The sequence below is a fragment of the Hymenobacter rubidus genome, from assembly GCF_016734815.1.
GTDB classification, from domain to species: domain Bacteria; phylum Bacteroidota; class Bacteroidia; order Cytophagales; family Hymenobacteraceae; genus Hymenobacter; species Hymenobacter rubidus.
The window spans coordinates 41347-57501 of the sequence record NZ_JAERQF010000034.1 but is presented as its reverse complement, the minus strand read 5'-3'; the positions used below and the strand labels follow the sequence as shown (position 1 = coordinate 57501).

Annotated in this window: 5 protein-coding genes; 3 read left to right on the top strand and 2 right to left on the bottom strand. The window is 63.7% G+C overall.

Going from position 1 to position 16155, the window contains the following annotated elements:
* Nucleotides 1-514 precede the first annotated feature (514 nt).
* On the bottom strand, nt 515-3769 hold the full coding sequence (locus JKL48_RS18795) for a gliding motility-associated C-terminal domain-containing protein (protein ID WP_201985970.1): 3255 nt from the start codon (nt 3767-3769) through the stop codon (nt 515-517).
* 467 nt (nt 3770-4236) lie between these two features.
* Here JKL48_RS18795 and JKL48_RS18790 point away from each other — a divergent pair, with 467 nt between their 5' ends.
* The 3 genes from JKL48_RS18790 to JKL48_RS18780 all read left to right on the top strand — a co-directional run bounded on the left by JKL48_RS18790 (nt 4237) and on the right by JKL48_RS18780 (nt 14325).
* Complete coding sequence (locus JKL48_RS18790) at nt 4237-8037, top strand: fibronectin type III domain-containing protein (protein ID WP_201985969.1); 3801 nt, start codon at nt 4237-4239, stop codon at nt 8035-8037.
* 330 nt (nt 8038-8367) lie between these two features.
* Nucleotides 8368-10863 carry a CUB domain-containing protein gene (locus tag JKL48_RS18785; protein ID WP_201985968.1) on the top strand — a complete coding sequence of 832 codons (2496 nt, stop codon included), beginning with the start codon at nt 8368-8370 and terminating at the stop codon, nt 10861-10863.
* A 216-nt stretch (nt 10864-11079) separates the two neighbouring features.
* Nucleotides 11080-14325 carry a T9SS type A sorting domain-containing protein gene (locus JKL48_RS18780; protein ID WP_201985967.1) on the top strand — a complete coding sequence of 1082 codons (3246 nt, stop codon included), beginning with the start codon at nt 11080-11082 and terminating at the stop codon, nt 14323-14325.
* Between the two features lie 306 nt (nt 14326-14631).
* On the opposite strand, the gene JKL48_RS18775 is transcribed toward JKL48_RS18780, so the two are convergent.
* A complete protein-coding gene (locus tag JKL48_RS18775) occupies nt 14632-16044 on the bottom strand; it encodes a PQQ-dependent sugar dehydrogenase (protein ID WP_201985966.1) in 1413 nt (470 codons plus the stop codon).
* Nucleotides 16045-16155: the final 111 nt, after the last annotated feature.

Sequence of the window (16155 nt, the reverse complement as noted above, 5' to 3'; positions counted from 1 at the left end):
TGCTCGCCCACGAACGTGATTTTGACCCCAATTTTCATCTTGCTCTTGCTTCCTAAACACAGTTCATGCTGAGCTTGTCGAAGCATCTCTACTGCAATGGTAACCAATTGCTTATCTACAGCGGTTTCGGAGTCGGTATACAGGCGCTGGAAGTAGCGCGAACGTTGCAGCTCGCGCCACGGTACACCGACTCCGAAACCGCTCTAGCAGAGATGCTTCGACTGCGCTCAGCATGACCGCCTTTTACAGTGCGTTTACTTCGTGACTGCTTAACACCCGGGCGGTAGCAAGCGCTGCTCCCTACATCCGCTGGCCGGGGAATTAAACCAGGGACTTGCTCAAACCGGCTCCCGAAGCGGCTTACCCTCAAATACAAGACGGGGACAACTGCAGCAGTTGTGTTCGGGAGCTTGGCTATGTGACAAGAAAAAAGGGTCCGCGCAATGCGCGGACCCTTTTTTCTTGTCTTTCGGTGCTTGGCTGTGAAGCGCCGGGGTCTTGGTTAGCGTTCTGGTTAGCGAACGACCTCGAGCCAGCCCTTGGTCTGGGCGCCCGTCGAGCTTGTCACCAGGTAGTAGTACACGCCCGCCGGCTGGTTGTCCCCGCCCCAGTTGTTCTGGTAGTTGGCCTGCTCGTACACCTTGCGGCCCCAGCGGTTGTAAATCTCCACCTTGCTCGACGTGCCCGCCGACGATATCTTGAACACGTCGTTGAACCCGTCCCCGTTGGGGGTAATGATGTTCGGCACCTGGATGTCGGGCACCACCACCTGTAGCTCCTTCACGGTCGCGGCGCAGGCTGCCCCGCCCACGTTGGCCGTGGCCGTGAGCCGGATGCGGTACGTGCCCGAGGCCTCGAGCTTGAGCGGAGCCGGCGTCTGCTGGGTAGAGAAGGTTACTTCCGGCGCGCTCACGTCCACGTTGGCGATGTCCTTGATGCGCTGGTAGGTCCACACGTAGGTAAAAGTGGCTGTCGGCGACTGGCCGGTTACTTTGGTGTCCGTCGTGTTGACGAAGGTGAAGGACACCGGCGGCTTGCTCGTGGGCTGCCCGTTGGCGCCCAGCGCGGCCGAGGAGGTGAAGCCTGCCACCAGGGCCGGCGTCACGTTCACCGTCACCGTGCCCGTCACCGAGCAGCCGGTCTGCACGCTGCCCACGGCCGTGACCGTGTAGACCGTGGTGGTAGTCGGCTTGACGGCGATGCTGGCCCCCGTGCCCACAACCGGGCCGTTGGCCCCACCCGTGGTCCAGGTGTAGGTGTAGGTGTCGCTGAAGTTGGCCGCCGGCGTGGCCAGCGCCGTGAGCGTGGCTGTGCCGTTGGGGCAGATGTAGGCGTTGTTGGTCGTCACTGCCACTGTGGGCGGGGCCACCACTTCCACTGTCACCGTTTGGGTGTTGGAGCAGTTGAACTGGGTCTGGCCCGTAGCCGTCACCGTGTAGGTGTTGATGCCCAGCGTCGTCGGGTTCACCGTAATGGTGGCGCCCGTCGAATTGGCGCCCGTGATGCCGGGGCCGCTCCAGGCGTAGGTATATGTGTCGTTGAGCGTGCTGCCCACTCCCGTCGGGCGCGAAGCCAGAGCCGTGAGCTGTACCGGCGCGCCGGCGCACACTTTTTGCAGCGTGCGCGTGGCCGTCACCACCGGTGGCGGCACCACGGTCACCTGCACCGTGGTCGTCGCGTCGCAACCATACGGGTCGGCGCCATTAGCTACCAGCGTGTAGGTATTCACGCCCGGAGTCGTCGGCCGAACCGTCAAGGTCGGGCCCACCACGCCCGCGGCCGCCAGGCCCGGGCCCGTCCATTTATACGTATAAACGTCCCTCAGTACCGGGGTTGCAGGGTCGGTATTAGGCCGGGCCGCGCTGCCGGTCAGCAGCACCGCCCCGCCCGCGCATACTTGGGCCAGCGAAGCCGTCGCCGTCGCCACCGGCTCGCCGACGACACGTACCAAGATGGAAGTAGTATCGTTGCAGGTACCCTGAGCAAAGCCCAGCGTGGGGTAAATGTTCAGACGGTAACGAGTGGTCGAAGTCGGATTCACCGTGATAACGGAGTCGGTGGTTACGGCCGGCAGGCCGCCCCCGTTACCCCGCAGAATGCTCCACTGGTAGCCGTATACCTGCAGCTGGGTGGTGTTGGTGGCCAAGCGGCGGATGGAGTCCGGCCGGATAACCTTGCCGCGCAGCGTGAGCGAGCCACCGGGGCAGATGGTGGCAGTGCCGGGCCGGGTGTTGCCGATGCCGCTGGCGCCCGCAATACCGGAAGCAATGGCGAAGGGCCCAGGCACAATAGTGATTTCGATGATGCGGGTCTGGATGCCTTTGATGGGGCAGGCGTTGTCCTCGATGCGCAGCGGGATGCGGATGGTCTGCCCCGCGTAGCTCGAGCCGGGCTGGAAGTAGAAAATGGCCTGCGGGTTGGGCGTGCCGTCACCCACGAGCTGGTAGGTGCCGATGTCGCCGTTTTGCAGCTGGTTGAAGTTAATCGTGCCGTTGCCCGTGTAGGTCACCGTCAGGTTCTGCAGGGGCGTCACGGCCTGGTGCGTGGGCGTGGTGAGGTTGTCCGGGTCGGTGAAGTTCACGCGCACCTGGGCGTAGTTGCAGGTCTGGATGCGGATGCGCGTCGTGTCGATGGTATTGGTGGGAACTGCGCCCGAACGCGGGTCGGGCACGGTCACCACCGGCGTGGCGGGCACGGTGTTGCCCGAGCCATCAATGACGATAACCAGGAAGTCGCGGCGCACCGAGCCCACGCGGTAGCGGCGGTTGCTGCCGGGCAGGCGGCGGTACTCCGTGATTTTGCCCACCACCACGTACTTGTTCAAGCCCAATGCTGCGCTGCCGGCGCGGTACAGGTTCGGGGTGAAGGTGATTTGGCCGTTGGTAGCGTCCAGCTGGAAGCGCGGGCGTACAGTTTTGTAGTATACAGTGCCGGCGATGGTGCCGCACACCCCTACAGTATCGCCACCAACCGGCATCGGCAATTCAGCCGTGTAATTCGGCGTTGAAGCAGCGGGGCATTGCAGAAAGCAAATGGTACCCGGTGCACCAGACAACTGCGTAGGATTACAGTTACCAGAAACACGCGGAGAGTAAGGGTTATAAACACCGCAAGACGACAGCGGCGCGTCCAACGAGTAAACCAGTGAGTCACCGTCGGGCTCTAGTGCCGAGGTGAAGTTGATGGTCGTGCGCTGGTTCACAATCACGAAAGGAACTGGGATGTCGCGCGAGGAGAAAATAGGCGAGGTGTTGTTTACCCGCGTCGGCACGCCGTTCACGGTCACCAGGTTATTGAGTGTAGCCTCGAAACGGAAGTTGTCCTGCGTCGGGATGTTGCCGGTGCTGGGGCGGCAGCAGTCGTTGTAAGAAATAATCCAGTTGGCAGCCGGGGGCAGAATGATAGTGCCGCGGTAGTCCTGTTTCTCGTACTGGGGATACGTCGTCTGGCTCGTGCTGCACGTAGCCAGGGCTTGGATGGCCGGGCAATAGCCGATGCCCGTGGTGAGCGAACCCGCTACCGGCGACAGCGAACCCGTCACGGATGTGCCGTTGCAGGTCTGCTGCGCCGTAATGCTGATGGCGGTAGTAGGTAGGGTAGCGCCGGTACAGTCGCGGTAAAAGCTAACCGTGACTTCGTAGGTGTCGCCACTGACGTAGCGGTAGGTCATCTGCCCGCCCTGGATGTGGGAGGCCAGCGCTGCCGGCACGCCGCCCCACAGGCAGCACATGGCCAGCAGCAAGGTGAAAGACTGTAAGATTTTTCTCATGGGTGTAAAAAGGGGAAATTAAGGTGTGAAAATACAACAAAGGGTGGTAGCCGGACAATTCGGCCAACCAAGATACAGGTAGAAACGGAGAGCGCAAAAAAGGGAGGCTGAAGACATTTTTATCGCAGCAAATTATAGGCCATATTTTGAAAAAAGCGCGTCTGAATGGAACTTATTTATGAATTATTTCTCACCCTGTTACAAAAGGTCGTTTCGCACCGGGCTACTGCCCGACAGTCGTTGCTTCAAGAAAAAAGCATAAAGCAGGTAATTATATGGATTTCCACCTTTCTCTTATACATTACGCACCGTAAGCCCCGAAGCGCCTTTGGGTTTTCGTTCCTCTTCTCTTTTCACCACTTCACTAATGCATCATGCGTAAACTGTTACAGTTACCATTACTAGCGAATAAGCCATGGCGTCGGCCGTGGGCAAGGGTCTTTTTACTGGGCGCGCTGCTGAGCCACATGGCCAGCCAGGCCCAAACGGCTAACTGCGTTACCGGCCTGGGCGGCTTTTGTGGGGGCAACGATATTTCGGCCGTGAGCATTTCCGGCACCACGCTCAACGCCACCGGCCTCACCTGCACCACGGCCGGCAGCCAAGCATACACGGCTTATCCGGCTACCGGCTCCAATACTGGCACCCTTTCCAGCGGTGTTCCTTACACCTTGAGCGTGACCCTGACCGGGGCCAGCATTGTGTCGATGTGGATTGATTACAACCACAACTTCATTTACGAGGCCAGTGAGTGGACGCAGGTAACGACCAACTCGGCAATGGGCACGCCGGTATCGGTGGCCTTTCAGGTTCCGGCCGGGGCGGTGCAAGGCACCACGGGCCTGCGCATTCGCAGCCGCGCCACGCTCAACAACAACGGGGCCACGGACGCCTGCACCAGCTTCGGCAGCGGCGAAACCAAGGACTTTACCGTGACCATAGGGGCGCCGGCGGCCTGCCCGGCCGTGACGGCCCTGACCGTGACCGGCATTACGGCCACGGGCGCCGTGGTGGGCTTCACACCGGCTGCGGGTTCCACCAGTTATACGGTTACAGTGACGCCAACCGGCGGCACCGCCACGACGCAGACTGTTACGGGCTCGCCGATTACGCTCACGGGCCTTGCGCCCAGCACTTCCTATACCGTAAGCATTGTGGGCAGCTGCAGTGCCAGCAGCACGTCGGCGCCCAACACCATCACCTTTATTACAAGCTGCGTAACGGCCCCCTACGCGACCGTCAACAACACGACGCCTTACACCCAGGATTTTGAAACGGCCTGGCTGAGCCAGTGCGGCACCAACGAAGCACCCGGCTTGAACTGGCGCAACACGCCCGTAACGGGCAACACTTCCTGGCGCCGCGACGACGACGGCCCTTCGGCCGCCTGGTCGTCGACGGGCGGCAGCTACACGCCGGCCGGCAGCCCGCTCAGCGGCACCAGCCTGCACTCGGCCCGTTTCCATTCCTACGACGTGGCCAGCCGCGGCCGCGGCTCGCTGGACCTGTACGTGAACATGGCGGGCACCACGGGCGCGCCCACGCTCAACTTTGATTACATCAATACGTCGGGGTCCGACTCGCTGAAAGTATTCGTGAGCACCAACGGCGGCACCACCTTCACTGCGCAGCCGCTGGCTTCTTTGGGCGTAATTGGCACCTGGACGCGCCAGACGGTGAACCTGCCCACTACCGGCCTCACGGCCACCACCATTGTGCGGCTGCGGGCCGTGGGCGATTTTGGCGGTTCCGATATTGGCCTCGACAACGTGCGGGTGAGCTACGTGAGTTGCCCGGCCATTACGGGGCTGACGGCCACGGGCGTGACGGGCAGCGGGGCTGTGCTGACCTTCACGCCGGCTACCGGCGTGACCAACTACACGGTGACGATAACGCCCGCCGGCGGCACGGCTACTACGCAAACCGCCACGGGTTCGCCCATCACGCTTACGGGCCTCACGCCCAGCACGGCGTACACCGTAAGCATTGTGGGCAACTGCGGCACCAGCAGCACGTCGGTGGCCACGATTACGACGTTTACCACCGCGTGCGCTTCGGCGCCCTACGCGACCGTCAACAACACGACGCCTTACACCCAGGATTTTGAAACGACCTGGCTCAGCCTCTGCGGCACCACGGAAGCCCCGGCCGTGAACTGGCGCAACACACCGGTGACGGGCAACCCCTCCTGGCGCCGCGACGACGACGGCGCCGCGGCGGCCTGGACCAGCCCCAGCTCGGGCGCCTACACGCCGGCCGGCAGCCCGCTGGGCAGCACCAGCCTGCACTCGGCCCGCTTCCACTCCTACTTTGCGGCCAACAGAGCGGTGGGCACCCTGGACCTGTACGTGAACATGAGCGGCACTTCGGGCACGCCTACCCTTGCGTTTGACTACATCAACGTGGACGGTACCGACTCGCTGGCGGTGTACGTGAGCACCAACGGCGGCACCACGTTCAGCGCCCAGCCGCTGGCCGCGTTTGGCCTGGCCAGCACCTGGACGCGCCAGTCGGTGAACTTGCCCGCCACTGGCCTCACGGCCACCACCGTTGTGCGGCTGCGGGCCATTGCCGACTTTGGCAACAGCGACATCGGCGTTGACAATGTGCGCGTGGCCTACGTGTTGTGCCCGGCCGTGACCGGCCTCACCGCCACCGGCCTCACGCCCACGGCGGCCAGCATCAACTTCACGCTGGTATCGGCAACCAGCTACACCGTGACGATAACGCCCGCCGGCGGCACGGCCACCACCCAAACCGTGACGGCGTCGCCGCTGAACCTGACGGCGCTTACGCCGAACACTGCCTATACGGTGAGCATTGTGACCAACTGCAGCGGCAGCCAGACTTCGCAGCCGGCCGTGCTCACGTTCAGCACGCCGCCGGTGCCCCCGGCCAACGACGACTGCGCGGGCGCCCTCACCGTGCCGGTCCAGTTCGGGACTTGCACCGTGCAGACCAGCGCCAACAACACGGCCGCTACTACCTCAACGGGCCCAACGCCGTCGTGCAACACCAACGTGCAGCGCGATGTCTGGTTTAAAGTGACGGTGCCCGCCAGCGGCATTGTAACCATCAGCACGGTGGCGCCCACCGGCGGCAGCAACATCACCGACACCGTTATGGGCGTGTACTCGGGCACGTGCAGCGCGCTTACCGAAGTGGGCTGCAACGACGATACCAACGGCCTGTACTCGCAAGTGGCCCTGACCGGCCGCACGCCCGGCGAAATTCTTTACATCCGGGTGTGGTCGTACAATGCCGCGACCACCGGCCCGGTTGCAGTGTGTGTGATTTCGCCTTCGAACTGCGCCCCGCCGTCCGGCCCCACCGCCACCAACGTGACCAACACCACCGCCTCGCTGAACTGGGTGGCCCCCACCGGCAGCACCGGCAATACTTATGAAATAGAATACGGCCCGCAGGGTTTCACGCAGGGCACCGGCACCGTATTGACCGGCCTGCCGGCTACCACCACGACTGTAACCGGCTTGACGCCCAGCACCGCCTACTGCTTCTATGTGCGCCAGAACTGCGGCGCCACCAACGGCAGCAGCGCCTACGTGGGCCCCACCTGTTTCACCACCCCGCTCACGGCCCCGGCCAACGACGAGCCCTGCGGCGCCATCACGCTGTCTGCCGCCGCCATCAGCGGCACCAACGTGGGGGCCACCACCAGCGTGCAGCCCGGCATCAACCTGCCGGTCTGCTCGCCGGCGGCCCGGCCCAACGATGTGTGGTACGCCTTCACCCCCACCACCACGGCTATCACGTTTACCTGCACGGGCACGGCGGCGGCCATGGTGCGGGTGTACACTTCGCCGAGCTGCTCGGCCGGTCCGTTTGTGCTGGTGCGCTGCGTCGGCCTGGCCAACAACACGTCGGTGGGCACGTTCACCGTCGCGAACCTCGTGGCCAATACGCGCTACTACGTGGCCGTGAGCGGCTACGGCAGCACCGATGCCTCGGGCACGTTCACCATCGGGGCCACCAGCGTGCTGGCCACGCGGGCCCAGGCCGACACCAACGCCCTGCTGGTGTACCCCAACCCCAGCAGCACCGGCCAGCTCACACTCAAGCTGAGCGGCCTGAGCGGGGCCGGGCAAGCCACGCTGCTCAATGCCCTGGGCCAAACGGTACTCACCAAGCCCCTGGCGGCTGGCAGCACCGAGCAACTACTGGCCACGCGTGGGCTGGCTGCCGGCCTCTATACCCTGCGGGTAACGGTGGCGGGCCAGGTTCTCACCCGCAAGGTGGTGTTGGAGTAGAGTCCTGCTCAGCTCTTCAGTTATAAGCAGTTAATAGCAGAAAACAAGGCACCTACCGGTAATGTCCCCCCTGTTGTCTTGCTATTCGGCGCGTAGCTCCGGCTACTTGCTTAGACTATAAATTTCTACCAAAAGGGCCATTCCATTGCGGAATGGCCCTTTTATTTGCTTATCAGACAATCCGGAACTGCCAGCAGCCGAATAGAACAGTAGGACCCATCGGGACTTTGGCCCTACATTACACTGCCCAAAGCACGCACATACGCTCCACCACCCACTTTTTTCAACCATCCTCTTTAGTCAACCAGTCACTTTTCCCCACTCACCCTCATGAAACTATTCTTACCAGGACGGCGGCCCCAGCCGCGGGCCAAAGCAGCGGCGACCACCACGTTGGCAGCGCGCTGGCGACCGGCGTCTTTGCTGCTGGCGCTGTTGCTGCTCAGCCACAGCCTGTGGGCGCAAACCTACCTCATCGGTACCAACCAGACGACTTGCGCGGGCAACATTTACGACTCGGGCGGAGCCACCGGCACTTACGCCAACAACGAGAACCTGACCACCGTGCTGACCCCCGCTACTGCCGGGGCTAAAATCCAGCTCAACTTCACGGCCTTCGACCTGGAGAGCAACTTCGACTTCCTGAAAATCTACGACGGGCCCACGGCCGCCGCGCCGCTGCTGGGTTCGTTCACGGGCACCACCAGCCCGGGCCTCGTGACGGCCTCCAACCCCACGGGCCAGCTCACCCTGGTATTCACCTCCGATGGCTCGGTGACAAATGCCGGCTTCGCGGCTTCCATTGCCTGCGCCGTCAACGTGCCCACCATCACCAGCTTCAGCCCCACCAGCGGCCTGCCCGGTACCAGCGTGGTTATCACGGGGCTTAACTTTACGGGCACTACGTCGGTGACGTTTAATGGCGTGGTCGCTCCCGGCTTCGTCGTCAATTCGGCCACTCAGATTACGGTAGCGGTGCCCTCGGGGGCAACCACCGGCCCCATTCGCGTGATTACCCCCATAGCTCCGGCTACCAGCGGCACCAACTTCACCGTGCCCGCCCCCACCATCACCAGCTTCACGCCCACCAGCGGGCTGCCCGGCACCTCGGTCGTTATCACGGGCACCAACTTTACCGGCGTGGCTACCGTGAGCTTCAACAACGTTCCGGCCCCAGGCTTCGTCATCAACTCGGCTACCCAAATTACCGCAACGGTGCCCGTTGGCGCGGCCACCGGTCTCATCCGCGTGGGCACGGCCGCCAGCAGCACCAACTTCACGGTGCCCGCCCCTACCGTTGCCAGCTTCACGCCTACCAGCGGCCCGGCGGGCACTTCGGTGGTGGTAACGGGCACGAACTTCACCGGGGCCACGGCCGTGACCCTGGGGGGCTCACCCGTCACGGCGTTCACCGTGAACTCGGCCACTCAGATTACCCTCACGGTACCGGCCAACGCCTTCACCGGCCCGGTGTGCGTGACCACCCCGGCGGGCAATGCCTGCTCTAGCGCCAGCTACAACACCGGCAACCTCTCGTACCTGATTGGCACGAACCAGACCACCTGCTCGGGCATTCTTTTCGATTCGGGCGGCCCCAGTGGCGCGTACAACAACAACGAAAACCTGACCTCGGTATTGACCCCGGCCAACGGCTCGAAAGTGGTGCTCACCTTCACGGCGTTCGATTTGGAGAGCAACTTCGACTTCCTGAAAATCTACGACGGGCCCACGGCCGCCGCGCCGCTGCTGGGCTCGTTCACGGGCACCACCATTCCCGGCCCCATCACGGCTTCCACTGCCAACACCACGGGCCAGCTCACGCTCGTGTTCACCTCCGATGGTTCGGTGACCCGCGCGGGTTTTGCGGCGGGTATTTCCTGCCTGGCGCCGCCCACCTGCACGCTGGTAACCGGCCTGACCGTGACCAACATCACGGCGACCTCGGCGGTGCTGAACTTCACGCCCGGCATTGGCAACAACAGCTACGTGGTGACCTACACGCCCACGGGCGGCACGGCCCAAACGGCCACCGGCACGGCTTCGCCCATCACCCTCACCGGCCTCACGCCGGCCTCGCCCTACACAATAAGCATTCAGCCGATATGCACGGTGGGCACCTCGCCCAACACCCTGACCAATGCTACCTTCACCACGCTGCTGCCCAACGACGAGCCTTGCGGCGCCATCACGCTGGGCACTGCCCCGGTCAATGGCTCAAACATTGGCGCCACTACCAGCATTCAGCCGGGCATTCTCACGCCGGCCTGCTCGCCGGCCTCCATTCTGCAAGATGTGTGGTTCGTCTTCACCGCTACCGCCACCACGCGCGGCCTGACCGTGACGGGTGCCCCGGCCGGCATGGTGCGCGTGTTTACGGCCGCCGACTGCGCCAACGGGCCATTCATTCCGTTCCTCTGCCGCAGCTCGGGTGCGCCTAATACGGCCGTGGGCTCTTTCGCCCTCAACGGCCTCACGGTGGGCACCCGCTACTACGTGGCGGTGAGCAACTACGGCGGCATCGACCCCAGCGGCCTGTTCACCATCACGAGCACCGTAACGGCGACCCGTGCGCAGGCCGAAAGCGCCGCCCTGCAGGTGTACCCCAACCCGAGCAACACCGGCGAGCTTACCCTGAAGCTGAGCGGCCTGGGCGGCGCCGGGCAGGCCACCCTGCTCAATGCCCTGGGCCAATTGGTGCTGACCAAGGAACTGACCAACGCCAGCGTTGAGCAAACCCTGCGGACCCGCGAGGTGGCCGCCGGCCTCTACACGCTGCGCGTGGCCGTAGCCGGCCAGGTGCTCACCCGCAAAGTGGTGCTGGAATAGCAAGTGCTGAAATTTTTAACCTGTCAAAAAAAGGCTGTTCCGTTGCGGAACAGCCTTTTTTTGGAGTTATTGGGGTTCTCCAACGCCAGCGCCGGGAAAACCATCAATTGTGTGCGCCGGAGCTTATCTCTAAATTACAGTGCTCTAAGCGCTTTTCTAACTTTCTCCACCCCTACGCCACCAACCTTATTTTCACACCATTTCCCCTCACACCTCATGAGTACACCCTTACAAGCATGGCGGCCCCGGCCGTGGACGACTGCGCTGACGCTGCTAGTGGCGCTGCTGCTACTGGGCCGCGTCGGTCAGGCGCAGGTCGACACCTACACCTTTGCGCCCAGCACGGGCACCTTCACTCCTTTGGTGGGCGGCACCAACGTTTCCACCATTCAGGGCGATGACGTTCTATCGGGCGTGCTCCCGCTGGGCTTCACCTTTGTTTTCGATGGCTCGCCCTATACCTCGTGCCTGGTGTCGTCGAACGGCTGGCTTACCTTCAATACCGGCGCCAACACCAGCAACCTCACCAACGACCTGGCCACTGGCCCGGCCCTGGAGCGCCCGCTTGTGGCTCCGTATTGGGACGATTTGAACGGCACCTCCGGCGGCGTGGCCAGCTACCTCACCACCGGTACCTCCCCCAACCGGGTGTTCACGTTTCAGTGGTTGAACTGGTACCGCTACGGCAGCACCGGTCCTTCCATCTCCATGCAGGTGCAGCTGGTGGAAGGGACCAACATCGTGCGCTTTGTGTACCGCCAAGATGCCAACCCGATATCCGGGGCCGGGGCTTCCATTGGCTTGTCGGGCGTGGGCTCGGGTCCGGGCTCGTTCCTGTCGCTGAACAACACGTCGACCTCGCCCACGGCCAGCTCGACCGTGGAAACCAATAGCATTGCCACACAACCGGCCACGGGCCAGATTTACACCTTTACTCCGCCGGTGCCGGCCCTTTGCCCCACCGCCCGCAACCTGAGCGTGGTGAGCACCACGGCCACCTCGGCTCTGGTGAGCTACACCGTAACCAATACCCCCGCCGGGCCTTTCACCATTCTGTACGGCCCCACGGGCTTCAACCCGGCGCTGCCGCCCTCGACCACCAACGTGTACTCCACGATGACGGCGCCGGGCACCACGGCCACCATCACCGGCCTCACGGCCAGCACCACCTACCAGTTTTATGTGATGCAGAACTGCGGGGGCACCAGCGGCAACGGCAGCCTGTCGAACGCCGGTTCCTTTATGACGGCCTGCCTCACGCCGCTCTACGCGGCGCTGCCGGTTACGGAAAGCTTCGAAAACACCTGGATTAGCCGCTGCGACACGCGCGATGTGCCCAACAACAACTGGCGCAACACCCCCGCCACCGGCAACAACTCCTGGCGCCGCGAAGACGACGGCGCGGCCGGTGCCTGGACTGGCCCCACATCCGGGGCCTACACGCCCGTGAGCAGCCAGGGCCTGCACTCGGCCCGCTTCCATTCCTACAATGCCACCAGCGGCACCATTGGCACCTTCGACCTGTTTGTGAACATGAGCGCCGCCGGCGCCAAGCGCCTGAGCTTCGACTTCATCAACACCAGCGGCAGCGACTCGCTGGTGGTGCAGCTTTCCAACGACGGCGGCCTCACCTTCAGCCGCCTGGCCGGCTACCTCACCAGCGCCACCTTCACCACGCAGGTGCTGCCGGTGGCCAGCACGTCGGCCACGGCCGTCATTCGCTTCCGCGCCAAGTCGGACTACGGCGTAACCGACATTGGCCTCGACAACGTTATTCTGGAATCGGCCACGGGCTGCCTCACGCCGGCTAGCCTGTCGTCGACCACCACCACGACCACGGCCACGCTCAACTGGCTGACCGGGGGCACGGGCACCTACACGGTGCTTTACGGCCCCACGGGCTTCAACCCGGCCACCGGCGGCACGGCCATCACCGGCCTCACCGCCCCGCCCTACACCATCACGGGCCTCACGCCCGGCACCACCTACCAGTTCTACGTGACGCTGAACTGCGCCGGCGGCTCCAACTCCGGCACGGCCGGGCCCGCTTCTTTCACCACCCAGATTGTGAACGACGACCCTTGCGGGGCAACCATTCTGACCATCAACAACACCTGCACGCCGCTGGCTACTACTACCTTTGGGGCTACTGCCACGCCCAGCACCGTGTACGCCGCTAGCGGTTCGGGCACGTGCAGCACCAACACCACCCCGCACGATGTGTGGTTTAAGTTCACCACGGCGGCTACCGGGCCTACCAGCACGGCCGTGCGCATTAGCGTGACGGGCGCCCCGGCCAGCGTGGTAAGCGTGTATTCGGGCACGGCCTGCACGGGCCCGCTTACCTTCCGCGTGTGCTCCGGCATCGGGGCCAACGTGGCCGCGCCTAACCTCGACGTGAACAGCCTCACGCCCAGCACGACTTACTACGTGCGGGTGAGCGAGTATACCAACGGCAACACGCTGGGCAACTTCACCATCTGCGCCACGCCCATTCCGAACTGCCCCTCGCCCGGTGGCCTGAATGCCGCCGCCATCACCAGTACTTCCACTACGCTGACATGGCTGGCGGGCACGGCCGGCAGCACCTACAACGTGTATTACGGCCCCACGGGCTTCACCCCGCCCACGGGTGGTACGGCCCTCACCGGCCTGACGACTACGTCGGCGCCCATCACCGGCCTGGCGCCCAACACGGAGTATCAGTTCTACGTGATGCAGGTGTGCAGCGGCTTCAACGGCAGCAGCGTGCTCTCGGCGCCCTTCACCTTCATGACTCTGATGACGCCGCCCGCCAACAACGAGCCCTGCGGCGCCGTGGCCCTGCCCTCGGGCACCACCATCAGCAGCACCAACGTAGGTGCCACCACCAGCTTGCAGCCCGGCATCAACCTGCCGGCCTGCTCTTCCACGGCCGTGCCCAATGATGTGTGGTTCAGCTTCACGGCGGCTTCGGCGGCGCGCTCGTTTACCTGCACGGGCGCAGCGGCCGGTATGGTACGCGTGTATACTTCGCCCAGCTGCTCGGCCGGTCCGTTTGTGCTGGTGCGCTGCGTCGGCCTGGCCAACAATACATCGGTCGGCACCTTCACGGTGACGGGCCTCGCGGCGGGCACCACCTACTACGTGGCCGTGAGCGGCTACGGCGGCACCGACCCTACCGGAACGTTCACCATTTCCAGCGCGACCGTAACGGCTACGCGGGCTCAGGCCCAGGCCGAGGCCCTGCAAGTGTACCCCAACCCCAGCAGCACCGGCCAACTCACCCTGCAGCTAAGCGGCCTGAGCGGCGCCGGCCAGGCCACCCTGCTCAATGCCCTGGGCCAGGTAGTGCTCACCAAGGAAATGGCCAACGTCAGCACCGAGCAGACCCTGAGCACCAGCCGCCTGGCAACGGGTATCTACACGCTGCGCGTAGCCGTAGCCGGCCAGGTGCTCACCCGCAAAGTGGTGCTGGAATAGTTTTTCAGCACTGGTTTTTACTGAAAAGGGCCGGCAAATTGCCGGCCCTTTTTTATGTCCAGGTCATGCTGAGCTTGTCGAAGCATCTCTACTGCGCAAGTAACTACAGCCGTTTCGAAGTCAGGTACGTGCGGTCAGTAGCGCGAACTGTGTCGTTCGCGTGCCAGAACGAGTTAGCGGCGCGGGGACGCGAACGACAACGTTCGCGCTACGGTACACCAACCCCGACACCGCTTTAGGTTTACTGTTGCGGTAGAGATGCTTCGGCTGCGCTCAGCATGACGTTCTTTTTCACTACCATTTACCCTAATCCACCACCAGCTTGCGGGTGGCGCGGCCACTGGCGTTTTCGGCCTGCACCAGGTAGGTGCCGGCCCGCAGGCCAGTCAAATCCAGGGTTGCCCTGGTGCTGGTGGGGGGCAGGGTGCGCACCACCCGGCCGGCCAGGTCGAGCACGATGAGCTGGGTGGCCGTGGCGGGCAGCTGCACGGTGGCCTGGCGCCGGGCGGGGTTGGGGAAAATCTCGAAGGCAAAGTCGGCTGGGCCGGTGCGGGTGGCGCTGGCCACGTAGGCGCGGTTTTCGAGGGTCAGAATGCGGTCGTCGGTGGCGACGGGGGTGCCGCGGCCGTCGCGGTTGCTGGTGCCGAGGTACACCTTGCCCTGCGGCGACACGCAGATGGCGCGCAGCCGCCCGAAACCGGTCAGAAAATCGGTGCGGGTGGCAATGGCCAGGCCGGTCGCGTTCAGGGTGAGGCCGATAAGCTTGCTGTCTTTGAGCACGGCCAGCAGCAGGCTGCCGCGCCAGCCCGGAATGGCGGGGTGGTCGTAGTAGGTGAGGCCGGCCGGGGCGATGGTGGGCGTCCAGGTGGTGAGGGGTTCGCGCACGTTGTTGGCGGTGCAGAAGGTCATTTCGGCGGGCAGGTCGCAGTAGCCTTCCACGTTGGGCCAGCCGTAGTTGCGGCCGGCTTCAATCTTGTTGATTTCGTCGTCGTTGTTGGGGCCGTGCTCCGAGCTGTAGATGCGGCCGTCGGGCAGTTGCACCACGCCCTGCGGGTTGCGGTGGCCGAACGTGTAGACGGCGCTACCGGCAATGGGGTTGGTGGCCGGAATGGTCCCGTTGAGGTTCAGGCGCAGGATTTTGCCATTGAGCGAGGCCGTGTTCTGGGCCTGGGGCTGCTGCTGGGCGTCGCCGGTGCTCATGAGCAACGTGCCATCGGCCAGCAGTAGCAGCCGCGAGCCGCTGTGCGAGGTGGTGGCATCGATGTTGCCCAGCAGTACCACGGGGCTGCTCAGGGTGCCGCCGGAGTAGGTGTAGCGCACCAGCTTCTCCTTGAGGTAGCCGGCATCGGTGTAGTTGTACACCACAAATACCCAATAGGTGGGCAACGGCGGCACGGTGGGCAGGGTGGCCGGCGTCACCACCATGCCCAGTAGGCCGCTTTCGCCGGTGGGCGTCACGTCGGGCAGGGTGAGCAGGGGTAGCACTTGCCCGGTGGCGGGGTTCACGCGGCTGATGCGGCCGTAACGCTCGGTCATCCAGATAAAATTATCGGGGCCCCAGGCCAGCTCCCACACGGTGTTGAGGTTGGTGGCCAGGGCCGAGACGGTGACGGTGGTGGCGCCCACCGGGAAGGTGGCGAGGGCGGGCGCCTGCGCCGAAGCCACGAGCGGGCCGGCGGCGGCCAACAGGCCCAGTAGCAGACTGCGTAAAGATTTCATAATGAAATAAGAATAAGGGTGGCTGTTTAGAAAGTCGGGAAAATGCGTAAAACGTCATGCAGAACGCAGCGAAGCATCTCGCGTGCTTCCACTAATTCTCACGATTGAGTT